Origin of the sequence: Streptomyces sp. NBC_01716, assembly GCF_036248275.1 — a bacterium.
Classification (GTDB): domain Bacteria; phylum Actinomycetota; class Actinomycetes; order Streptomycetales; family Streptomycetaceae; genus Streptomyces.
On sequence record NZ_CP109181.1, the window covers coordinates 6,632,229 to 6,654,603 of the forward strand.

Genomic DNA, 22,375 nt, shown 5'->3' on the forward strand with positions numbered 1-22,375 from the left:
ATTCCCCCCGCGTGTGCGGCGTACGTGCGGCTCGGCCTCCCCACGCTCGGCGGTACGTACAAACACGCCGGACCTGAGAGGGCGCATGAGCGAGCGCAGCCAGCGAACCCGCGAGGCCCGGGTATGACCGCGATCCGGCACGTTCCGGTGATGCTCGACCGGTGCCTCCACCTGCTCGCCCCCGCCCTCGCCGAACCGGGCGCCGTCGTCGTCGACTGCACCCTCGGGCTCGGCGGCCACAGCGAGGCGCTGCTCAGCACCTTCCCCGCCGCACGGCTCGTCGCGCTCGACCGTGACAAGGAGGCGCTGCGCCTCTCCGGCGAGCGCCTCGCCCCGTACGGCGACCGCGCCACCCTCGTGCACGCCGTCTACGACGAACTCCCCGACGTCCTCGACCGGCTGGGCATCCCGCGCGTCCAGGGCGTGCTCTTCGACCTCGGCGTCTCGTCCATGCAACTCGACGAGGCGGAGCGGGGATTCGCGTACGCCCAGGACGCCCCGCTGGACATGCGCATGGACCAGTCGGCGGGGATGAGCGCCGCCGAGGTCCTCAACACCTACGCGCCGGGCGAACTGGTACGGATCCTGCGGGCGTACGGCGAGGAGAAGCAGGCCAAGCGCATCGTGTCGGCGATCGTCAGGGAACGCGCCGTCGAGCCCTTCACCAACAGCGCCCGCCTGGTCGAACTCATCCGTGACGCGCTCCCGCAGGCCGCCAAGCGCACCGGAGGCAACCCCGCCAAGCGGACCTTCCAGGCCCTGCGGATCGAGGTCAACGGCGAGCTGTCCTCAGTAGAAGCGGCCATTCCCGCCGCGGTGGAAGCCCTCGCCGTCGGTGGCCGTATCGCCGTACTCGCCTATCACTCCCTCGAAGACCGCCTGGTCAAGCAGGTCTTCGCGGCCGGCGCCGCCAACACCGCGCCGCCCGGCCTGCCCGTGGTGCCCGAGCAGTACCAGCCGAGACTCAAACTCCTGACGCGCGGCGCCGAACTGCCCACCGACGCCGAGGTCGCCGAGAACCGCCGGGCCGCCCCCGCCCGGCTGCGCGGCGCGGAGCGGATCCGGGAGGACGTGCGGTGAGCGGACGGGCCAGGCAGCTGAGGGGGCGGGCCGCGCGGCTCGCCCGGCTGATGCCGACGACCGGGGCGAGCACCGCCGCGCGTACGCCCTTCGTCCTGCTGGTCGTTCTCCTCCTCGGCGGCGGGCTGATCACCCTGCTCCTGCTGAACTCCTCGCTCAACGCGGGGTCGTTCAAGCTGAGCGAGCTCAAGAAGCGGACCACCGACCTGACCGACGAGCAGCAGGCGCTCCAGCGGGACGTGGACAACCTCTCGGCGCCCGACGCCCTCCAGCGCCGCGCACGGCAGCTCGGCATGGTGCCCGGCGGCAGCCCCGCCTTCCTGAACCCCGACGGCAAGGTCAGCGGCGTCCCCTCCGAGGCCGACGCGCTCCCGTACGCGGCACCGTCCGCCCTGGACGCCTTCCCGCCCGTCGCGCCGAGCCTGCCCGCCTCGCTCGCACCGTCCGTGTCCCCGTCGGAGTCGCCCACGGACACCGCGGCGGACCCGTCCTCCACAGAAGGACTCGCGCCCGCGGACCCGTCGACCACGCCGACCGCCTCGCCCGTCCCTTCCGTCCCCTCCGACTCGTCCGCCTCGGCGGACTCGCGCGGCGCGCCCTCCACCGCACCCGTCCCCGGACCGACGTCCACCGCGCCCACCACCCCGACGACCCCCGGCAGGTGACGCAAGTGCCCCCCGAGCAACCACCGCGCCGCCGGGTCCCCGGCCCCGCGCGCTCCGGGAGCGGCGCCCGCCCCCGGCCCGAATCGCGTTCCCCGCGGCGTCCAGCGCCCCGCCCCTCCGGACGCCCGCGCCGCCCCGACCCGGGCCGTCCGCGCTCCGAGGCCGCCCCCCGCGCCCCGCACCGCATCCGGCTCAGCAGCCACCGCCCCCGGCTGCGCCTGGTCAGCCTCGGACTGACCCTCGTCATGCTGGTCTTCGTCGTCCGGCTGCTCCAGGTCCAGGCCGTCGACGCGAGCGCGTACACCGCCAAGGCCGAGAAGAACCGCTTCACGAGCGTCACGCTGGCCGCCGAGCGCGGTGAGATCACCGACCGCGCTGGTGTCGCCCTCGCCACCAGCGTCGACGCGCACGACATCACGGCCGACCCCAAGATGTTCACCCCCGAGGACAGCAACGTCCCCGACGCCCCCGAGCAGGCCGCCGCCCTCCTCGCGCCGATCCTCGACAAGGAGCCCGAGACGCTCGCCAAGCAGCTCTCGGCCCCCAAGTCCCGCTTCACGGTGCTCGCCCACCGCAAGACCCCCCAGGTCTGGAACCAGATCAGCGACCTCAAGGCCGTTCTCGCCGAGAAGGCCGAGAAGGCGCGCTCGGCCAAGGGCGGCAAGGGCGGTGAGGCACCGGCCAGCGTCCTCGCCGGAGTCTTCCAGGAGCCCAGCAGCAAGCGCGTGTACCCCAACGGGGACCTGGCGGCCGGGATACTGGGCTACGTCAACGCCGCCGGCCACGGAGGCGGCGGCGTGGAGTCCATGCTCGACAAGAAGCTGTCCGGCCAGGACGGCGAGATCACCTACGCGCACTCCGGCGGCCGTCGCGTCCCCACTGCGGACTCCCAGGAGACCCCGGCCGTCCCCGGCACCGACATCGAGCTCACCATCGACCGGGACATCCAGTGGGCCGCCCAGCGGGCCATCACCGACCAGGTCGAGGAGTCGCAGGCCGACCGCGGGTACGTGATAGTGCAGAACACCCGGACCGGCGAGGTGCTGGCCATGGCCAACGCCCCCGGCTTCGACCCCAACGACCTGTCGCAGGCCGACAGCGCCCGGATGGGCAACGCCGCGCTCCAGGACGCGTTCGAACCCGGCTCCACCAGCAAGGTCATGTCCATGGCGGCCGTCCTCGAGGAGAAGGCCGCCATCGCCGGCACCCATGTCACCGTGCCCAACCGGCTGCACCGCGGCGACCGCCTCTTCAAGGACGACATCGACCACCCCACGTGGTATCTGACGCTCAACGGCGTCCTCGCCAAGTCGAGCAACATCGGCACCATCCTGGCGACCGGACAGCTGGGCAGGACCCAGCCCGAGGCCAACCAGGTCCTCCACTCCTACCTGCGTAAATTCGGCATCGGCAGCCCCACGGGCCTCGACTATCCCGGTGAGACCCAGGGCATCCTGGCCGACCCGAAGGACTGGTCGACCTCGCAGCAGTACACGATCCCCTTCGGCCAGGGACTGTCGATCAACGCCATGCAGGCGGCCTCGGTCTACTCGACCATCGCCAACGGAGGCGTACGGATCGAGCCCACCCTCGTCCGCGGCACCCAGGGCCCCGACGGCCTCTTCACCCCCGCCGAAGCCCCCAAGAAGACCCGCGTCGTCAGCGAGAAGACAGCGAAGACGCTGGCCACCATGCTGGAATCCGTCGTCGGCGACGAGGCGGGCACCGGCACCAAGGCCCGTATCCCCGGCTACCGCGTCGCGGGCAAGACGGGAACGGCCAACCGCGTCGATCCCGAGACCGGGCGCTACAAGGGCTACACGGCGTCCTTCGCGGGCTTCGCGCCCGCCGACGACCCGCAGATCACCGTCTACTGCGCCATCCAGAACCCGACCAGCGGCAGCTACTTCGGCGGCCAGATCTGCGGCCCCATCTACAAGGAGGTCATGGAGTTCGCTCTCAAGAGCCTCCAGATCCCACCGACCGGCCGGACATCGGATCCGCTGCCGGTCGAGTTCAAGCCCGGCGAGTGACCCAGGGAACACCCCAGTGACAACGATCACCCCCGACCCGGGGAACCAAGACGACCCGTCCGTCACCCCACCGGACGGCTCCGGCACCCGGCGGCCCTCACTTGGCCCGGTGCCCGGTGAGCCCGGTACGCTCACCGCCGTGCCCCACGCAGATAACCACCGAACCGCCACAAAGGACGCGCCCGTGAACCACCCCGGAGCGCCCCGCCCGGACCATGTCCGGCCGATCTCACTCGTGGACCTCGCCGCCAAGCTGGGGGCCGAGCCCCCGGCGGACGGGGCGGCGACAGGCATCACCCACGACTCGCGCGCGGTACGCGAAGGGGACGTGTACGCCGCCCTGCCCGGTGCCCGCTTCCACGGCGCCGACTTCTCCGCCCAGGCGGCCGACCTCGGCGCCGCTGCGATCCTGACCGACCCCGCGGGCGCCGAACGCGCCGCCTCCACCGGCCTGCCGGTGCTGGTGACCCCCGACCCACGGGGCAGCATGGGTGAACTCGCCGCCGAGATCTACGGCCACCCGGGCGCCGGCCTGCTCCAGATCGGCATCACCGGCACGTCCGGCAAGACCACCACGGCGTACCTGGTCGAGGGCGGACTGCGCGGCGCCGGACACCACACCGGGCTCATCGGCACCGTCGAGATGCGCATCGGCGACGACCGCATCAAGTCCGAGCGCACCACCCCCGAGGCCACCGACCTCCAGGCGCTCCTCGCCGTCATGCGCGAGCGCGGTGTCGACTCCGTCGCGATGGAGGTTTCCAGCCACGCGCTGGTGCTCGGCCGGGTCGACGGCTGCGTCTTCGACATCGCCGTCTTCAACAACCTCAGCCCGGAGCACATGGAGTTCCACTCCGGCATGGAGGACTACTTCCAGGCGAAGGCACGGCTGTTCACGCCCGAGCGCAGCCGGGTCGGCGTCGTCAACTACGACGACGAGTACGGGCGCCGGCTGGTCGACGAGGCGGGCGTGCCCATCACCACCTTCTCCGCCGAGGGCCACCCCGACGCCGACTGGCATGCCGAGGACGTCGAGGTCGGCTCACGCGGCAGCACGTTCACCGTCGTCAGCCCCAAGGGCGAGCGGATCCGCGCGGAGGCACCCCTGCCCGGCCCCTTCAACGTGGCCAACACACTGGCCGCCGTCGTCACCCTCGCCGTGGCCGGAATCGACCCCCAGGTGGCCGCGGACGGCGTCGCACACGTGCCCGGCGTTCCCGGCCGGCTGGAGCGCGTCGACGTGGGCCAGCCCTACCTCGCGGTCGTCGACTACGCCCACAAGACGGACGCGGTCGAATCGGTCCTGCGCTCGCTGCGCAAGGTCACCCGGGGCAAGGTGCACGTCGTCCTGGGCTGCGGCGGCGACCGCGACCGGTCCAAGCGCCCCTCGATGGGCGCCGCCGCCGCCAGGCTCGCCGACACCGCCGTACTGACCTCGGACAACCCCCGCTCCGAGGACCCGCTCGCGATCCTCGCCGCGATGCTCGCGGGCGCCGCCGAGGTGCCCATCCACGAGCGCGGCGACGTCCTGGTCGACGCCGACCGGGCGGCGGCCATCGCGTCCGTCGTCTCCCGCGCGGGCGAGGGCGACACCGTCCTGATCGCCGGCAAGGGCCACGAACAGGGCCAGGACATCGCCGGGGTGGTACGCGCCTTCGACGACCGCGAGGTGCTGCGCGAGGCCATCGAGCGCTCCTGCCGCGGCAGGAGCGAGAGCGCCGACCGGGCATGACGTCCCCGCCCGCCACCCGGAGACCCCCGCCCCGCCCCTGTCCCTCACCCGCCCTCCAATTGCCGGACGGTCCCAGTGATCACCCTCTCCCTCGCCGAGATCGCCACCATCGTCGGCGGACAGCCGCACGACATACCGGATCCGGACGTCCTCGTCACCGGACCCGTCGTCATCGACTCCCGCCAGGTCGCGGACGGCAGTCTCTTCGCCGCCTTCGCCGGTGAGAACGTCGACGGCCACGACTACGCCCGCAAGGCCGTCGAGGCGGGCGCCGCCGCCGTCCTGGCCGTCCGCCCCGTCGGTGTCCCCGCCATCGTCGTCGAGGACGTCGTCCAGGCCCTCGGCGCCCTCTCCCGCGCCGTCGTGCGGCGCACCGGCGCCACGACCGTCGCGCTCACCGGATCCTCGGGCAAGACCAGCACCAAGGACCTCATCGCCCAGCTCCTGCGGCGGGCCGCCCCCACCGTCTGGCCCGACGGCAATCTCAACAACGAGATCGGCCTCCCCCTCACAGCCCTGCGCGTCGCCGACGACACCCGGTTCCTCGTTCTGGAGATGGGCGCGCGCTACATCGGTGACATCCGTTACCTCACCGGCCTCGTCCCCCCGAGGATCGGCCTCGTGCTGAACGTCGGCACCGCCCACATCGGCGAGTTCGGCGGCCGCGAGCAGATCGCCGAGGCCAAGGGCGAGTTGGTCGAGTCCCTGCCGTCCGCCGACGAGGGCGGCGTGGCCGTCCTGAACGCCGACGACCCCCTCGTACGCGCCATGGCCACCCGCACCAAGGCGCGCGTCCTGCTCTTCGGAGAGTCCGACGAAGCAGACGTACGGGCAGAGAACGTCCACGTCGACGCCCTCGGCAGACCCTCCTTCCGCCTTCGAACACCCACCGGGTGCAGCGAGCTGACGCTGCGGCTGTACGGTGAGCATCACGTGTCGAACGCGCTCGCCGCGACCGCCGTCGCCCATGAGTTGGGCATGTCCGTCGACGAGATCGCCCTGGCGCTCTCCGAGGCGGAGACCCTCTCCCGCTGGCGTATGGAGGTCACCGAGCGCGCGGACGGCGTGACGATCGTCAACGACGCCTACAACGCGAACCCCGACTCCATGAGGGCAGCGCTCCGCGCGCTGGTCGCCATGGGCGGTGCCGCCAGGGAAACCGGCGGACGCACGTGGGCGGTGCTCGGCCCGATGGCCGAACTCGGTGACGAGGCGCTCGCCGAGCACGACGCGGTCGGACGGCTCGCCGTCCGGCTCAACGTCAGCAAGCTCGTCGCAGTCGGGGGCAGGGAAGCGTCCTGGCTGCGACTGGGCGCCTACAACGAGGGTTCGTGGGGTGAGGAGTCGGTGCACGTGTCCGACGCGCAGGCGGCGGTCGATCTGTTGCGCAGTGAACTGCGTTCGGGAGACGTCGTGCTGGTGAAGGCTTCCAGGTCGGCCGGACTGGAGCGGGTCGCCCAGGCACTGCTCGAGAACGCAGTCGAGGGTGAGGTCTCCGGCCGATGAGGCAGATCCTCTTCGCGGGAGCCATCGGGCTCTTCCTGACCCTGATCGGTACGCCGCTGCTGATCAAGCTGCTGGCCCGCAAGGGTTACGGCCAGTTCATCCGGGACGACGGCCCCCGCAGCCACGGCAGCAAGAAGGGCACGCCCACCATGGGCGGCATCGCCTTCATCCTGGCCACGCTGATCGCCTACGCCCTGGCGAAGGTGATCACCGGCGAGGACCCGACGTTCTCCGGTGTGCTGGTCCTGTTCCTGATGGCGGGAATGGGCCTCGTCGGCTTCCTCGACGACTACATCAAGATCGTCAAGCAGCGTTCGCTGGGTCTGCGGGCCAAGGCGAAGATGGCCGGACAGCTGATCGTGGGTATCGCCTTCGCGGTGCTCTCGCTCCAGTTCGCCGACCTCCGCGGCAACACCCCGGCCTCCACCAAGCTGTCCTTCGTCACGGACTTCGGCTGGTCCATCGGACCGGTGCTCTTCGTGGTCTGGGCGCTGTTCATGATTCTCGCGATGTCCAACGGCGTGAACCTGACGGACGGTCTGGACGGACTGGCCACCGGCGCCTCGGTGATGGTCTTCGGCGCCTACACCTTCATCGGCCTCTGGCAGTTCCAGGAGTCCTGCGCCAACGCGCTGACCCTGACCAACCCCGACGCCTGTTTCGAGGTACGCGATCCGCTCGACCTCGCCGTCGTCGCCTCGGCCCTCATGGGCTCCTGCTTCGGCTTCCTGTGGTGGAACACCTCACCCGCCAAGATCTTCATGGGCGACACCGGCTCGCTCGCCCTGGGCGGCGCCCTCGCGGGCCTCGCCATCTGCTCCCGTACCGAACTCCTGATCGCCCTGCTCGGCGGCCTCTTCGCCCTCATCACCATGTCCGTGGTGATCCAGGTCGGTTCGTTCCGGCTGACCGGCAAGCGCGTCTTCAGGATGGCCCCGCTCCAGCACCACTTCGAACTCAAGGGGTGGTCCGAAGTCCTTGTCGTGGTCCGCTTCTGGATCATCCAGGGCATGTGCGTGATCGTCGGACTCGGACTCTTCTACGCGGGCTGGGCGGCCGACAAGTGAGCGACCGTCAGCCGGCCGGAACGCCGGCCGGAGCCTCGGCCGGCCTCCGGGCCCGGTGGCACGGCAAGCGGGTCACCGTCGCCGGTCTCGGGGTCTCCGGGATGCCGGCGGCCCGCACGCTGAAGGACCTGGGCGCCGTCGTCACGGTCGTCAACGACGGCGACGACGAGCGTGCCCGTACCCAGGCCGCCGAACTGACCGAGGTGGGCATCACCGTACGGCTCGGCGACGGCGCGACCCTCCCCGAGGGAACCGAACTCGTCGTCACCGCGCCCGGCTGGAAGCCCGACAAGCCGCTCTTCCTGGCCGCCGCCGAAGCCGGCGTACCCGTCTGGGGCGACGTCGAACTGGCCTGGCAGCTCAGGGGACCCGACGCCGCCCCCTGGCTCGCCGTCACCGGCACCAACGGCAAGACCACCACCGTCCGCATGCTCGCCGCGATCCTCAAGGCTGCGGGCCTCCGTACGGAGGCCGTCGGCAACATCGGCGTCTCGCTGCTCGACGCCGTCCTGCCCGACGAGAACGGCGAGGAGAAGTACGACGTCCTCGCCGTCGAACTCTCCAGCTACCAGCTGCACTGGGCGCCGAGCCTGCGCGCCCACTCGGCGGCCGTCCTCAACATCGCGCCCGACCATCTCGACTGGCACGGCTCCATGGAGGCGTACACCGCCGACAAGGGCCGTGTCTACGAGGGCAACACCGTCGCCTGCGTCTACAACGCCGCCGACAAGGTGACCGAGGACCTGGTGCGCGAGGCCGATGTCGAGGAGGGCTGCCGTGCGATCGGCTTCACCCTCGGCACCCCGGGCCCCTCCCAACTCGGCGTCGTGGAAGGCCTCCTGGTCGACCGCGCCTTCGTCGAGAACCGCACCGTACAGGCCCAGGAACTCGCCGAGATCGGGGACGTCAACCCGCCCGCCCCGCACAACATCGCCAACGCCCTCGCCGCGGCGGCCCTCGCCCGCGCCTACGGCGTCGCACCCGCCGCCGTACGCGACGGACTGCGCGCCTTCCGCCCGGACCCGCACCGTATCGAGCACGTCGCGGACGTCGCGGGTGTCAGCTACGTGGACGACTCCAAAGCCACCAACACCCATGCCGCCGAAGCCTCACTGGCGGCCTACGACCCGATCGTCTGGATCGCCGGCGGGCTCGCCAAGGGCGCGTCCTTCGACGAGCTGGTCGAGACGTCGGCGAAGCGGCTGCGCGGCGTGGTCCTCATCGGCCGCGACCGCGCGCTGATCGCCGAAGCCCTCGCGCGACACGCCCCTGAAGTCCCGGTCGTGGACCTCGAACAGACGGACACTGGGGCGATGTCGGCCGCGGTCCGTGCGGCGGCGCGCCTCGCGAAGACCGGGGACACCGTCCTGATGGCCCCGGCCTGTGCCTCGATGGACATGTTCGTCAACTACAACAAGCGGGGCGAGGCGTTCGCGGACGCGGTCCGCGCACTCGCCGCCGAGCACGCCTGACCGACCGGCCGACAGCCCTGCGAGCGCGAGCCGCGAGGGCCCCACCGGCCGGTCCGGTCGTGCCGCGCACGACTGGAGGGGACAGCGAAGATGCCGGCCGACGACACCACGGGTGGCCGCCCGCGCCCCGTGCGTCCTTCGGTACGCGGGCGGTTCCCCGCCGCCGTACCGCCCTTCGCCCTGCCGGGAGTGACCGCCGGCGCCGTCACGGGGGCCGCGCGCCCGCCCGCACCGCCCGGCCTCGCCCTGCGCGGCCGGGCCCCCGGAGCGGCCGTACGGCGGCCTCCCGCCGTCCGCGGCGGGTCCGCCGGACCCAGCGCCCGGGGGCCCCGCCCGCCGCGCGGCAACAGGGTGCGGCGGATGTACGAGCAGGCCCGCCGCGCCTGGGACCGGCCGCTCACCGCGTACTACCTGATCCTCGGCGCCAGCATGCTGCTCACCGTGCTCGGTCTGGTGATGGTCTACAGCGCCTCGATGATCAAGGCGCTGGAGCTCTCGCTGCCCGGCTCGTATTTCTTCCGCAAACAGTTCCTCGCGGCCGTCATCGGCGCCGGACTGATGCTGCTCGCCTCCCGGATGCCCGGCAAACTGCACCGCGCCCTCTCCTACCCGCTGCTCGTGGGCGCCGTCTTCCTGATGGTCCTCGTGCAGGTCCCGGGGATAGGGCACTCGGTCAACGGCAACCAGAACTGGATCTACATCGGCGGCCCCTTCCAGCTCCAGCCCAGTGAGTTCGGCAAGCTGGCGCTGATCCTGTGGGGCGCCGATCTGCTCGCCCGCAAACAGGACAAGCGGCTGCTGACCCAGTGGAAGCATCTCCTGGTGCCGCTCGTCCCGGTCGCCTTCATGCTGCTCGGTCTGATCATGCTCGGCGGCGACATGGGCACCGCGATCATCCTCACCGCGATCCTCTTCGGACTGCTGTGGCTCGCGGGGGCGCCCACCCGGCTCTTCGGCGGCGTGCTCGCCATCGCCTGCGCCCTCGGTCTCATTCTCATCAAGACCAGCCCCAACCGGATGTCCAGGCTCGCCTGCATCGGCGCCACGGACCCCGGCCCCGGCGACCAGTGCTGGCAGGCCGTGCACGGCATCTACGCGCTGGCCTCCGGCGGATGGTTCGGTTCCGGGCTCGGCGCGAGTGTGGAAAAATGGGGCCAACTCCCGGAACCTCACACGGACTTCATCTTCGCCATCACCGGGGAGGAACTGGGGCTGGCGGGGACGCTGTCGGTACTCGCCCTCTTCGCGGCTCTAGGCTATGCGGGTATCCGCGTGGCCGGACGCACGGAGGACCCCTTCGTGAGGTACGCGGCGGGAGGCGTGACCACGTGGATCACGGCGCAGGCCGTGGTCAACGTCGGCGCGGTGCTCGGTCTGCTGCCGATCGCCGGAGTCCCGCTCCCGCTGTTCTCCTACGGAGGTTCAGCCCTGCTGCCGACCATGTTCGCTGTCGGGCTGCTGATCGCGTTCGCGCGAGAGGATCCCGCCGCGAAAGCGGCCCTGGCCATGCGAAGGCCCGGCGTGAGATGGAAGACGATGAGACGGCGCGTCAAGAAGCGTCCGTCCGGAGAGCGGTGAATTTCGGTGCATGTCGTACTCGCCGGTGGGGGGACCGCCGGCCACATCGAGCCCGCGCTCGCCCTCGCGGACGCCCTGCGGAGGCAGGACCCCACCGTGGGGATCACGGCCCTCGGTACGGAGCGCGGACTCGAAACCAGGCTGGTACCCGAGCGGGGGTACGAACTGGCCCTCATCCCCGCCGTCCCGCTGCCGCGCAAGCCCACCCCTGAACTGATCACCGTCCCCGGCCGGCTCCGCGGCACCATCAAGGCCGCCGAGCAGATCCTGGAGCGCACGAAGGCGGACTGCGTCGTCGGCTTCGGCGGCTACGTCGCGCTGCCCGGCTATCTCGCCGCCAAGCGCCTGGGCGTGCCGATCGTCGTGCACGAGGCCAACGCCCGCCCCGGCCTGGCCAACAAGATCGGTTCGCGGTACGCGGCGGCCGTCGCCGTCTCCACCCCGGACAGCAAGCTGCGCGGCGCCCGCTACATCGGCATCCCGCTGCGCCGTACGATCGCCACCCTCGACCGGGCGCGGGTGCGTCCCGAGGCGCGCGCCGCCTTCGGGCTCGACCCCAACCTGCCCACGCTGCTGGTCTCCGGAGGCTCGCAGGGCGCCCGCAGGCTCAACGAGGTGGTCCAGCGGGCCGCGCCGCTCCTCCAGCGCTCCGGGATCCAGATCCTGCACGCGGTCGGACCGAAGAACGAAATGCCGCGCGTCGACAACATGCCGGGAATGCCGCCGTATATCCCGGTACCGTATGTGGACCGGATGGATCTCGCCTACGCCGCTGCGGACATGATGCTCTGCCGGGCCGGCGCGATGACCGTCGCCGAACTCTCCGCCGTCGGGCTCCCGGCCGCCTACGTACCGCTGCCCGTCGGCAACGGTGAACAGCGGCTCAACGCCCAGCCGGTGGTGAAGGCCGGCGGCGGACTGCTGGTCGACGACGCCGAACTGACGCCCGAATGGGTCCAGGGCAATGTGCTGCCGGTGCTGTCCGACCCGCACCGGCTGTACGAGATGTCCCGCGCGGCAGCCGAGTTCGGCCGCAGGGATGCGGACGAGCTGCTCGTCGGCATGGTGTACGAGGCGGTCGCAGCGCGCCGTCAGGCATAGGGAGGCAGGGGCAGTGGCCGGACCGACGACCGCCGAGCGTGATGCGGAACGCACCGAGTCGGAATCCGGCCGCCCCCGATCGGGGCGGCCCGGGCGCCGCCGATTCCGGCTTCTCGACCGCCGTTTTCTGCTTCTTCTTACTTCGTTGATCGTGCTCGGTGGCGGGGGAATCTGGCTGCTTTACGGCTCTGCCTGGCTGAGGGTCGAGCAGGTGAAGACTTCGGGGGTCGAGGTGCTGAAGCCCGCCGAGGTGGAAGCCGTCGCGGCAGTTCCGTTCGACACCCCCCTGATTTCCGCCGACACCGAAGCGATTGAGCGTCGACTTCGGCAGAAGCTGCCGCGTATCGACTCGGTGGATGTCGAACGGTCATGGCCGAACGGCATCGGTCTGAAAGTGACTGAGCGAAAGCCCGCGCTGGTTATCGAAAAGGGAGCAAAGTTCATCGAAGTGGACGCGAAGGGCGTTCGTTTCGCCACCGTCGACAAGGCCCCGAAGGGCGTACCCCTGCTGGAATTGACGGTGGATCAGTCCCCGAGTGTGCGACGCTTCACAGCCAGTCGTCTGATGTCCGAAGCGGTACGCGTCTGGGACGAACTCCCCGGCAAAGTCGCCGACGCCACCAGTGTGGTGAAGGTCCGTTCGTACGACTCGATCTCACTGGAGTTGACCGGCGGGCGCACCGTGATGTGGGGGAGCGGCGAGGATGGCGGCGCGAAGGCGCGGGCTCTCACCGCTCTCATGAAAGCAGTTCCCGACGCGGTGCACTTCGATGTGAGTGCGCCCACCGCCCCTTCCGTATCAGGGAGTTGACGCGCATATGTGCTGACCAGCACCCTGGTTGGTCAGCCCTGTGCGTGATCACATAGGGTGAAAAGAAAAACGGGAGGTTCGGCGTGTTCGTTGAACGTGCGCCACGTGTCGACTTAGTGTCCTGTTCGGAAGAGTCCAAGAAGCAGACACTCTGGTAACCCTAAACTTCAAGGTTAGGGTTCGGGTCGGCGTCCGGACCGTCCCATCGGCATCAGTCCCCGCCTCGCGACAACAGCGAAGCGGCGACACGTAACTCGAGGCGAGAGGCCTTCGACGTGGCAGCACCGCAGAACTACCTCGCAGTCATCAAGGTCATCGGTGTCGGCGGCGGTGGTGTCAATGCCATCAACCGAATGATCGAGGTCGGCCTCAAGGGCGTCGAGTTCATCGCGATCAACACCGACGCACAAGCCCTGTTGATGAGCGACGCCGACGTCAAGCTCGACGTCGGCCGTGAACTCACCCGTGGCCTCGGCGCCGGCGCGAACCCGGCAGTCGGCCGCAAGGCGGCCGAGGATCACCGCGAGGAGATCGAGGAGGTCCTCAAGGGGGCCGACATGGTCTTCGTCACCGCCGGTGAGGGCGGTGGAACCGGTACCGGCGGCGCCCCCGTCGTCGCCAACATCGCCCGCTCGCTCGGCGCCCTCACGATCGGCGTCGTCACCCGGCCCTTCACCTTCGAGGGCCGGCGGCGCGCGAACCAGGCGGAGGACGGCATCGCCGAGCTCCGTGAAGAGGTCGACACCCTCATCGTCATCCCCAACGACCGCCTGCTGTCCATCTCGGACCGTCAGGTGAGCGTTCTGGACGCGTTCAAGTCCGCGGACCAGGTGCTCCTCTCGGGTGTCCAGGGCATCACCGACCTCATCACCACGCCGGGTCTGATCAACCTCGACTTCGCCGACGTCAAGTCCGTGATGTCCGAGGCCGGATCGGCCCTCATGGGCATCGGCTCCGCACGTGGCGACGACCGCGCGGTGGCCGCCGCGGAGATGGCGATCTCCTCGCCGCTCCTCGAAGCGTCCATCGACGGCGCGCGCGGTGTGCTGCTCTCCATCTCCGGCGGTTCCGACCTCGGTCTCTTCGAGATCAACGAGGCCGCGCAACTGGTCAGTGAGGCCGCGCACCCCGAGGCCAACATCATCTTCGGCGCCGTCATCGACGACGCCCTCGGCGACGAGGTACGGGTCACCGTGATCGCGGCAGGCTTCGACGGCGGACAGCCGCCGACCCGCCGCGAGGCCGGCCTCACCTCGGCCAAGCGGGAGGAGCAGCCGTCCTACCGCTCCGCCGCCCAGGAGCCCGATTCGGGCCGCCCCGCCGGCGGGCTCGGCACGGTCCCCCGCGAGGAGGCGCCCGCCCCCGAGCCGGCCCCGGTGGCCAACGAGAAGTCCCTGCCGCCCATCTCGCCGCCGCACGTCCCGCCGGCCCGTCCGTACCAGGACACCCAGGCCGAAGAGCTGGATGTTCCGGACTTCTTGAAGTGATAGGCCAGCACAACGCGTTGAGCTCGGCCGGCGGCGCCCATTTCGCCTTCACCGACAGGTGGGGCGGGGTGAGCGCCGCTCCGTACGAGCAGCTCAACCTCGGCGGCGCGGTCGGCGACGATCCCGCCGCCGTACGCGCCAACCGGACCGCCGCCGCCGAGTCCCTCGGGATCGACGCGGCGCGGGTCGTGTGGATGAACCAGGTGCACGGCCGCGATGTCGCCGTCGTCGAAGGACCCTGGGAGCCGGCCGGGTCGGACGCGATCCCGGCGGTCGACGCCGTGGTCACCACGAGCCGGGGGCTCGCACTCGCCGTACTGACCGCGGACTGTGTCCCGGTCCTGCTGGCCGACCCGGTGGCGGGAATCGCGGCCGCCGCGCACGCCGGACGCCCGGGAATGGTCGCGGGAGTCGTCCCAGCCGCCGTCGATGCGATGATCGCGCGGGGCGCCGAGCCCTCCCGTATCACCGCCCGGACCGGACCCGCCGTCTGCGGACGCTGTTACGAGGTCCCCGAAGCCATGCGGGCCGAAGTCGCCGAAGCCGTACCGGAGTCCTGGGCCGAGACCAGCTGGGGCACCCCCGCCGTCGACGTCATCGCCGGGGTGCACGCCCAACTCGCCGCGCTCGGGATCGGGGACAGGCACCGCTCGGAGGTCTGCACCCTCGAATCGGCCGACCATTTCTCGTACCGCCGCGACCGCACCACCGGACGGCTCGCCGGTTATGTCTGGCTGGAGGCGTCATGACCGATCGCGGGGCCGAACTCGCCGAAAATCTTCACAAGGTGGAGAACCGTATCTCCTCCGCCTGCGCCGCGGCCGGGCGGAACCGGGACGAAGTAACCCTGATCGTCGTCACCAAGACCTACCCCGCGAGCGATGTCCGGCTCCTTCATGAACTGGGTGTGCGGCATGTCGCCGAGAACCGGGACCAGGACGCGGCGCCCAAGGCCGCCGCGTGCGCGGATCTGTCGCTGACATGGCACTTCGTGGGTCAGTTGCAGACCAACAAAGTCCGTTCCGTGGTCGGTTACGCCGACATCGTGCAGTCGGTCGACCGGCTCAGGCTCGTCTCGGCGCTGTCCGCCGCCGCGGTGCGCGCGGACCGTGAGATCGGCGCGCTGATCCAGGTCGCGCTCGACGCGGATTCGGGTGCGCGAGGCGAGCGGGGCGGCGTCGCGCCGGACGGAATCGGGGAGTTGGCGGCGGCCGTCGCCGAGGCTCCGGGACTGCGGCTGGACGGTCTCATGACCGTGGCACCACTCGCCGGACAGTATGCCGATCGTCAACAGGCCGCGTTCGAGCGGCTGCTGGAATTGTCATCCCTGCTGCGCTCGGACCATCCTGCTGCGAACATGGTGTCAGCAGGGATGAGTGCGGACCTCGAAGCAGCCGTTTCGGCCGGAGCGACACATGTGCGCGTCGGTACGGCGGTACTCGGAGTCCGCCCCCGGCTCGGGTAACGTCGCGAAGCAAGTCGGACCACAGCAGAAAATATGGTCATTTCCGCCGAAAGGTGGACGGGCCGCGTGGATCGAGGGCACTTGGTGACGAGGCCGATCCACCACAGAGCGGAGGACTCAGAGCATGGCCGGCGCGATGCGCAAGATGGCGGTCTACCTCGGCCTCGTGGAGGACGATGGGTACGACGGCCGGGGTTTCGACCCCGATGACGACTTCGAACCCGAGCCCGAACCCGAGCGTGAACACCGGCGCCACCAGCCGGTGCACCAGGTCGAACGGGACGAACCGGTACGAGTGGTGCAGCCACCTCCGCAGCGTGAACGGGAGCGTCAGCCGGTGCCGGTAGCGGCAGAAAGCGGACGTCCTGCCCGAATCGCCCCCGTGGCATCCATCACACCTGAACGCCCCAGCCTGGAGAAGAACGCACCAGTGATCATGCCCAAGGTCGTCTCCGAACGAGAGCCCTACCGCATCACCACATTGCACCCGCGGACCTACAACGAGGCCCGTACCATCGGGGAACACTTCCGGGAGGGGACCCCGGTGATCATGAATCTGACCGAGATGGACGACACCGATGCGAAGCGACTTGTCGACTTTGCCGCGGGACTTGTCTTCGGTCTCCATGGCAGCATTGAGCGAGTGACGCAGAAGGTGTTCCTGTTGTCGCCTGCTAACGTCGATGTCACGGCGGAGGACAAAGCCCGTATCGCAGAGGGCGGGTTCTTCAACCAGAGCTGAGATTCGACACCGGGAACGACCCGGCCACGAGGCCGGACCAGAGAGCCAGGGGAGAGGGAAGCGCGGGATGAGCGTTGCGCTACAGGTGGTCTACATCGCGCTGGTGTGCTTCCTCATCGTGCTGATCTTCCGGCTGGTCATGGATTACGTCTTCCAATTCGCCCGCTCATGGCAGCCCGGCAAGGCGATGGTGGTCGTTCTGGAGGCCACCTACACTGTCACCGATCCACCGCTCAAGCTTCTGCGGCGGTTCATCCCGCCGTTGCGTCTCGGGGGCGTGGCACTCGACCTGTCCTTCTTCGTTCTGATGATCATCGTGTACATCCTGATCTCGGTCGTCAGTGGCCTTGCGAGGGGCATGTGAACGATACGGTCTTGCCGACTGCCGACGACTACGTAGAGGTGAAGAAGAGATGCCGTTGACCCCCGAGGACGTGCGGAACAAGCAGTTCACGACCGTCCGCCTCCGAGAAGGCTACGACGAGGACGAGGTCGATGCCTTCCTAGACGAGGTCGAGGCCGAACTGACGCGCCTGCTTCGTGAGAACGAGGATCTGCGCGCCAAGCTCGCCGCCGCGACGCGTGCCGCCGCGCAGAACCAGCAGCAGCAACAGCAGCAGCAGGGGATGCGCAAGCCGCCGGAGCAGCAGGAGCGGCCCGGTGCGCCTGTCCCCGCCGCCATATCTGGACCGCCGGTACAGCAGCAGCAGCCCCCGCAGATGGGCCAGCCCCAACTGCCGGGTGGGCCCCCGCAGCTTCCCGCCGGCCCCGGCGGTCACGGCCCCGGCCCGGGTGGACACCCCGGTCACGGCCCCGGCCCGCAGGGTCAGCACGGTCCCGGTCCCATGCAGGGCGGCCCCATGCAGGGGCAGATGCAGGGCGGTCCGATGCAGGGCCAGATGCAAGGGCAGATGCAGGGCGGTCCCATGGGTGGACCGATGGGCGGACCCATGGGTCACGGCCCGGGGCCCGGTCAGGGCGGTCCCGGCGGCGACAGCGCCGCGCGTGTGCTCTCGCTCGCCCAGCAGACGGCCGACCAGGCGATCGCGGAGGCCCGTTCCGAGGCCAACAAGATCGTCGGCGAGGCGCGCAGCCGCGCCGAGGGTCTGGAGCGGGACGCCCGTGCGAAGGCGGACGCCCTTGAGCGGGACGCGCAGGAGAAGCACCGCGTGGCGATGGGCTCCCTGGAGTCCGCGCGCGCGACGCTGGAGCGCAAGGTCGAGGACCTGCGCGGCTTCGAGCGCGAGTACCGGACACGGCTGAAGTCCTACCTGGAGAGCCAGCTGCGGCAGTTGGAGACCCAGGCCGACGATTCGCTGGCCCCGCCGCGTACGCCTGCGGCGGCCTCGCTGCCGCCGTCGCCGTCCATGGCACCGGCCGGTGCGGGCGCGATGGGTCACACGATGGGTGGCAACCCGTCCATGGGCGGTGGGCACGGTCCCTCGTCGGGCGGACCGTCGTACGGGAACCAGCAGCAGATGTCCCCGGCGATGACGCAGCCGATGGCACCGGTACGGCCGCAGGCGCCGCAGCCCATGCAGCCGATGCAGCAGGCGCCGTCGCCGATGCGGGGATTCCTGATCGACGAGGACGACAACTGACGGGGGTTGGGCGCGGGATCCGCGCGCAGCCGTCGGCAGGCTGAAGGGCCGTGCCCGGGGTATGAACCCCGGGCACGGCCCTTTTCGCGTCCGCGCGACGCCGGGGCGCTGCGCGCGCTTTCCCCCACCCCGCCCCTTCCCGAAACCGGGGGCGGGGCCCCGGACCTCCCAGGGCCCTCGGCCCTGCGGGCCGGGCGGGCGGGTTCGCCGCTGCGCGGCGGGGAGTTCGGCCTCGCGGCCGGGTGCGGACCCGGGCCCTGCGGGCCGGGTTGGGTTGTTTGCCGCTGTGCGGCGGGGCGTTCGGCCTGGCGGGCCAGGGCGGGTTGTTTGCCGCTGCGCGGCGGGGTCTTGGACCCCGCTGTCCTTGGCCTTGCGGGCCGGGGCGGCGCGGTTTGCCGCTGCGCGGCGGCCAGCTTGGGCCCCGGGCCTCGGTAGCCATCCGCCCTGCGGGTCGGTTCGGCTCGGGCGTTGTTGTGCGGCGCGCCGACCCCCGGCCCGGCCCGCAGGGCCAAGGGGCCCTGGGGGGTCCGGGGGCCCCGCCCCCGGTTTCGGGAAGGGGCGGGGTTGGGGGAAAGCACCCCCCGGGGTCAGGCCTTGCGGAGGTGGAACGTGAGGGAGAGACCCTCGTCCGTGAACGGGGGGCCGAACGTCGCGTCCGGTGGTGCCGGGGTGAAGTCGAGCGCCAGGACCTCGTCCGAGATCAGCGACGCGTGCGTCGACAGCGCCGTCCGGGTCTCCTCCGTCGTCGTCGACCAGCGGACCGCGATACGGTCCGCGACATCCAGGCCGCTGTTCTTGCGCGCCTCCTGGATCAGCCGGATCGCGTCGCGCGCCAGGCCCGCCAGGCGGAGTTCCGGGGTGATCTCCAGGTCCAGCGCCACCGTCGCGCCCGAGTCGGACGCGACCGACCAGCCCTCGCGGGGCGTCTCCGTGATGATCACCTCGTCCGGTGCCAGCGAGACCGGTTCGCCGTCGACCGTGACCGACGCCGTCCCCTCACGCAGCGCCGCGGACAGCGCCGCCGCGTCCGCGTCCGCGACCGCCTTCGCCACCGCCTGGACGCCCTTGCCGAACCGCTTGCCCAGCGCCCGGAAGTTCGCCTTCGCCGTGGTGTCGACCAGCGAGCCGCCGACCTCCGAAAGCGCCGCCAGCGACGAGACGTTCAGCTCGTCGGTGATCTGCGCCCGCAGCTCGGCCGACAGCGTCTCGAAGCCCGCCGCCGCGACCAGCGCGCGGGACAGCGGCTGGCGCGTCTTCACGCCCGACTCCGCCCGCGTCGCGCGGCCCAGCTCCACCAGCCGCCGTACCAGCGCCATTTGGCGCGACAGCGCGGGGTCGACCGCCGACAGGTCCGCCTCCGGCCAGGACGACAGGTGCACCGATTCCGGTGCCCCGGGTGTGACCGATACGACGAGGTCCTGCCAGACCCGCTCGGTGATGAACGGGGTGAGCGGCGCCATCAGACGCGTCACCGTCTCGACCACCTCGTGCAGCGTGCGCAGCGCCGACTTGTCGCCCTGCCAGAAGCGGCGGCGTGAGCGGCGTACGTACCAGTTGGACAGGTCGTCGACGAACGCCGACAGCAGCTTGCCGACCCGCTGGGTGTCGTACGCGTCCATCGCCTTCGTGCTCTGGTCCACCAGCGCGTGCAGCTCGCTCAGCAGCCAGCGGTCCAGTACGGACCGCTCCGCCGGCGCCGGGTCGGCCGCGGACGGCGACCAGCCGGACGTGCGCGCGTACAGCGCCTGGAAGGCGACCGTGTTCCAGTACGTCAGCAGCGTCTTGCGGACGACCTCCTGGATCGTCGAGTCACCGACCCGCCGCGCCGCCCACGGCGACCCGCCCGCCGCCATGAACCAACGCACCGCGTCCGCCCCGTGCTTGTCCATCAGCGGGATCGGCTCCAGGGTGTTGCCCAGGTGCTTGGACATCTTCCGGCCGTCCTCGGCGAGGATGTGCCCGAGGCAGACCACGTTCTCGTAGCTCGACTTGTCGAAGACGAGGGTGCCCACGGCCATCAGCGTGTAGAACCAGCCGCGCGTCTGGTCGATGGCCTCCGAGATGAACTGCGCCGGGTACCTCTTCTCGAAGAGGTCCTTGTTCCGGTGCGGGTACCCCCACTGCGCGAACGGCATCGAACCGGAGTCGTACCAGGCGTCGATGACCTCGGGCACGCGCGTCGCGCTCTCCCCGCAGGTCGGGCAGGGGAACGTCACCGCGTCGATGAACGGGCGGTGCGGGTCGAGCGACGACTGGTCCTCGCCGCTCAGCTCGGTCAGTTCGGCGCGTGAGCCCACGCAGGTGAGGTGCCCCTCCTCGCACTGCCAGATGGGCAGCGGCGTGCCCCAGTACCGGTTGCGGGACAGGGACCAGTCGACGTTGTTGTCCAGCCAGTCGCCGTAGCGGCCGTGCTTGACCGAGTCCGGGAACCAGTTGGTCTTCTCGTTCTCCTCAAGGAGGCGGTCCTTGACGGCGGTTGTGCGGATGTACCAGGACGGCTGCGCGTAGTAGAGGAGGGCCGTGTGGCAGCGCCAGCAGTGCGGATAGCTGTGCTCGTACGGCACATGACGGAACAGCAGCCCGCGCGCGTCCAGGTCGGCGGTGAGCGCCTCGTCCGCCTTCTTGAAGAAGACGCCGCCGACGAGCGGTACCTCCGGCTCGAACGTGCCGTCGGGACGCACCGGGTTGACCACCGGCAGGCCGTACGCCTTGCAGACCACGAGGTCGTCCGCGCCGAACGCGGGGGACTGGTGGACCAGACCCGTACCGTCCTCGGTCGTCACGTACTCCGCGTTGACGACGTAGTGCGCCTCGGTGCCCTCGGGGAAGTCGATGAGCGAGAACGGACGCTCGTACGTCCACCGCTCCATCTCCCGGCCGGTGAACCGCTCGCCGGTCAGCTCCCAGCCCTCGTCGCCGAGCGCCTTCTCCACCAGCGGTTCGGCGACGACGAGCTTCTCGGTGCCGTTCGTCGCGACGACGTAGGTGACATCGGGGTGCGCGGCGACCGCGGTGTTGGACACCAGCGTCCAGGGCGTGGTCGTCCACACGAGCAGCGCCGCCTCGCCCGCGAGCGGGCCCGAGGTCAGCGGGAAGCGGACGAAGACGGACGGGTCGACGATCGTCTCGTAGCCCTGGGCGAGCTCGTGGTCCGACAGGCTCGTCTGGTCGCGCGGGCACCAGGGGGCGACGCGGTGGTCCTGGACGAGCAGCCCTTTGTTGAAGATCTCCTTCAGTGACCACCAGACGGACTCGATGTACTCCGGGTTCATCGTCTGGTACGCGTCGTCCAGATCGACCCAGTAACCCATGCGGGTCGTCAGCTCGGCGAAGGCGTCCGTGTGCCGGGTCACGGACTCGCGGCACTTGTCGTTGAACTCCGCGATGCCGTACTTCTCGATGTCCTGCTTGCCGGTGAAGCCCAGCTCCTTCTCGACGGCGATCTCCACGGGCAGGCCGTGACAGTCCCAGCCGGCCTTGCGCGCGACGTGGTAGCCGCGCATCGTACGGAAGCGCGGAAAGACGTCCTTGAAGACGCGGGCCTCGATGTGGTGCGCGCCGGGCATGCCGTTCGCCGTCGGCGGGCCTTCGTAGAAGACCCACTCGGGGCGGCCCTCGGACCGCTCCAGGCTCTTGTCGAAGACCTTGTTCTCGCGCCAGAAGGCGAGCACGGCGTGCTCCAGCGCGGGCAGGTCGACCTGGGCGGGCACCTGGCTGTACTGCGGTGGCGTCATGGACGAAACTCCTCCAACGGAACTGCGGCATCTCCGTCGGAGGGACGAGAGCCTGCGGCTCCCGCGGTACCACCCTCCTTGGCCCCGGGCGTGGCCGCCCTCGGCCCCCTCATTGGGGTCGCGCTGCCGGGTCTACGGCCCCGCGTACTGCCAGGGCTTTCTTCCGGCGGCTCCGGGGTGATGCTTCACTCCGCGCTCTGCCCCCGGGCTCGCACCGTCCCCGGGTCGCTCATGGCCGCTCTCGGAGCTACTCGTCCCCATCCACGCCTCTCGCTCGGGCCAGTGTAAGGCCCCGACGGTG

Annotated in this window: 17 protein-coding genes; 16 read left to right on the forward strand and 1 reads right to left on the reverse strand. The window is 70.6% G+C overall.

The window, feature by feature from the left end; genetic code table 11:
* Positions 1 to 123: 123 nt before the first annotated feature.
* From rsmH to OIE74_RS29315, 16 genes are all read left to right on the forward strand, one after another.
* Complete coding sequence (gene rsmH / locus OIE74_RS29240; RefSeq protein WP_329388864.1) at positions 124 to 1,080, forward strand: 16S rRNA (cytosine(1402)-N(4))-methyltransferase RsmH; 957 nt, start codon at positions 124 to 126, stop codon at positions 1,078 to 1,080.
* A complete protein-coding gene (locus OIE74_RS29245; RefSeq protein WP_443076262.1) occupies positions 1,077 to 1,745 on the forward strand; it encodes a septum formation initiator family protein in 669 nt (222 codons plus the stop codon). Before rsmH ends, OIE74_RS29245 begins: the two co-directional genes overlap by 4 nt.
* A gap of 5 nt (positions 1,746 to 1,750) precedes the next feature.
* Positions 1,751 to 3,778: a peptidoglycan D,D-transpeptidase FtsI family protein gene (locus OIE74_RS29250; protein ID WP_329392486.1), complete on the forward strand. Its 2,028-nt coding sequence runs from the start codon at positions 1,751 to 1,753 to the stop codon at positions 3,776 to 3,778.
* 184 nt (positions 3,779 to 3,962) lie between these two features.
* On the forward strand, positions 3,963 to 5,510 hold the full coding sequence (locus OIE74_RS29255) for a UDP-N-acetylmuramoyl-L-alanyl-D-glutamate--2,6-diaminopimelate ligase (protein WP_329388866.1): 1,548 nt from the start codon (positions 3,963 to 3,965) through the stop codon (positions 5,508 to 5,510).
* 75 nt (positions 5,511 to 5,585) lie between these two features.
* A complete protein-coding gene (locus OIE74_RS29260) occupies positions 5,586 to 7,016 on the forward strand; it encodes a UDP-N-acetylmuramoyl-tripeptide--D-alanyl-D-alanine ligase (RefSeq protein WP_329388868.1) in 1,431 nt (476 codons plus the stop codon).
* Entirely contained in the window at positions 7,013 to 8,083 is a 1,071-nt protein-coding gene (gene mraY, locus OIE74_RS29265; protein ID WP_329388870.1) for a phospho-N-acetylmuramoyl-pentapeptide-transferase, read from the forward strand. The genes OIE74_RS29260 and mraY overlap by 4 nt, the downstream gene beginning before the upstream one ends.
* A 101-nt stretch (positions 8,084 to 8,184) precedes the next feature.
* Entirely contained in the window at positions 8,185 to 9,555 is a 1,371-nt protein-coding gene (gene murD / locus OIE74_RS29270; protein ID WP_329392487.1) for a UDP-N-acetylmuramoyl-L-alanine--D-glutamate ligase, read from the forward strand.
* Between the two features lie 90 nt (positions 9,556 to 9,645).
* Positions 9,646 to 11,133 carry a putative lipid II flippase FtsW gene (ftsW, locus tag OIE74_RS29275; RefSeq protein WP_329388872.1) on the forward strand — a complete coding sequence of 496 codons (1,488 nt, stop codon included), beginning with the start codon at positions 9,646 to 9,648 and terminating at the stop codon, positions 11,131 to 11,133.
* 6 nt (positions 11,134 to 11,139) lie between these two features.
* Positions 11,140 to 12,234, forward strand: coding sequence for an undecaprenyldiphospho-muramoylpentapeptide beta-N-acetylglucosaminyltransferase (murG, locus tag OIE74_RS29280; RefSeq protein ID WP_329388874.1), 1,095 nt, complete (start codon positions 11,140 to 11,142; stop codon positions 12,232 to 12,234).
* A 13-nt stretch (positions 12,235 to 12,247) separates the two neighbouring features.
* Positions 12,248 to 13,045: a cell division protein FtsQ/DivIB gene (locus tag OIE74_RS29285; RefSeq protein WP_329388876.1), complete on the forward strand. Its 798-nt coding sequence runs from the start codon at positions 12,248 to 12,250 to the stop codon at positions 13,043 to 13,045.
* 275 nt (positions 13,046 to 13,320) lie between these two features.
* Positions 13,321 to 14,532, forward strand: a complete 1,212-nt coding sequence (ftsZ, locus tag OIE74_RS29290) for a cell division protein FtsZ (RefSeq protein WP_329388878.1) — start codon at positions 13,321 to 13,323, stop codon at positions 14,530 to 14,532.
* A complete protein-coding gene (pgeF, locus tag OIE74_RS29295) occupies positions 14,529 to 15,281 on the forward strand; it encodes a peptidoglycan editing factor PgeF (protein ID WP_329388881.1) in 753 nt (250 codons plus the stop codon). The genes ftsZ and pgeF overlap by 4 nt, the downstream gene beginning before the upstream one ends.
* Positions 15,278 to 15,997: a YggS family pyridoxal phosphate-dependent enzyme gene (locus tag OIE74_RS29300; RefSeq protein ID WP_329388883.1), complete on the forward strand. Its 720-nt coding sequence runs from the start codon at positions 15,278 to 15,280 to the stop codon at positions 15,995 to 15,997. The genes pgeF and OIE74_RS29300 overlap by 4 nt, the downstream gene beginning before the upstream one ends.
* A 124-nt stretch (positions 15,998 to 16,121) precedes the next feature.
* Positions 16,122 to 16,739, forward strand: coding sequence for a cell division protein SepF (locus OIE74_RS29305; protein WP_031231917.1), 618 nt, complete (start codon positions 16,122 to 16,124; stop codon positions 16,737 to 16,739).
* A gap of 67 nt (positions 16,740 to 16,806) precedes the next feature.
* Positions 16,807 to 17,103, forward strand: coding sequence for a YggT family protein (locus tag OIE74_RS29310; RefSeq protein WP_189107884.1), 297 nt, complete (start codon positions 16,807 to 16,809; stop codon positions 17,101 to 17,103).
* Between the two features lie 49 nt (positions 17,104 to 17,152).
* Positions 17,153 to 18,340 carry a DivIVA domain-containing protein gene (locus tag OIE74_RS29315; RefSeq protein WP_329388887.1) on the forward strand — a complete coding sequence of 396 codons (1,188 nt, stop codon included), beginning with the start codon at positions 17,153 to 17,155 and terminating at the stop codon, positions 18,338 to 18,340.
* Between the two features lie 587 nt (positions 18,341 to 18,927).
* On the opposite strand, the gene ileS is transcribed toward OIE74_RS29315, so the two are convergent.
* A complete protein-coding gene (ileS, locus tag OIE74_RS29320; RefSeq protein WP_329388889.1) occupies positions 18,928 to 22,074 on the reverse strand; it encodes an isoleucine--tRNA ligase in 3,147 nt (1,048 codons plus the stop codon).
* Positions 22,075 to 22,375 lie beyond the last annotated feature (301 nt).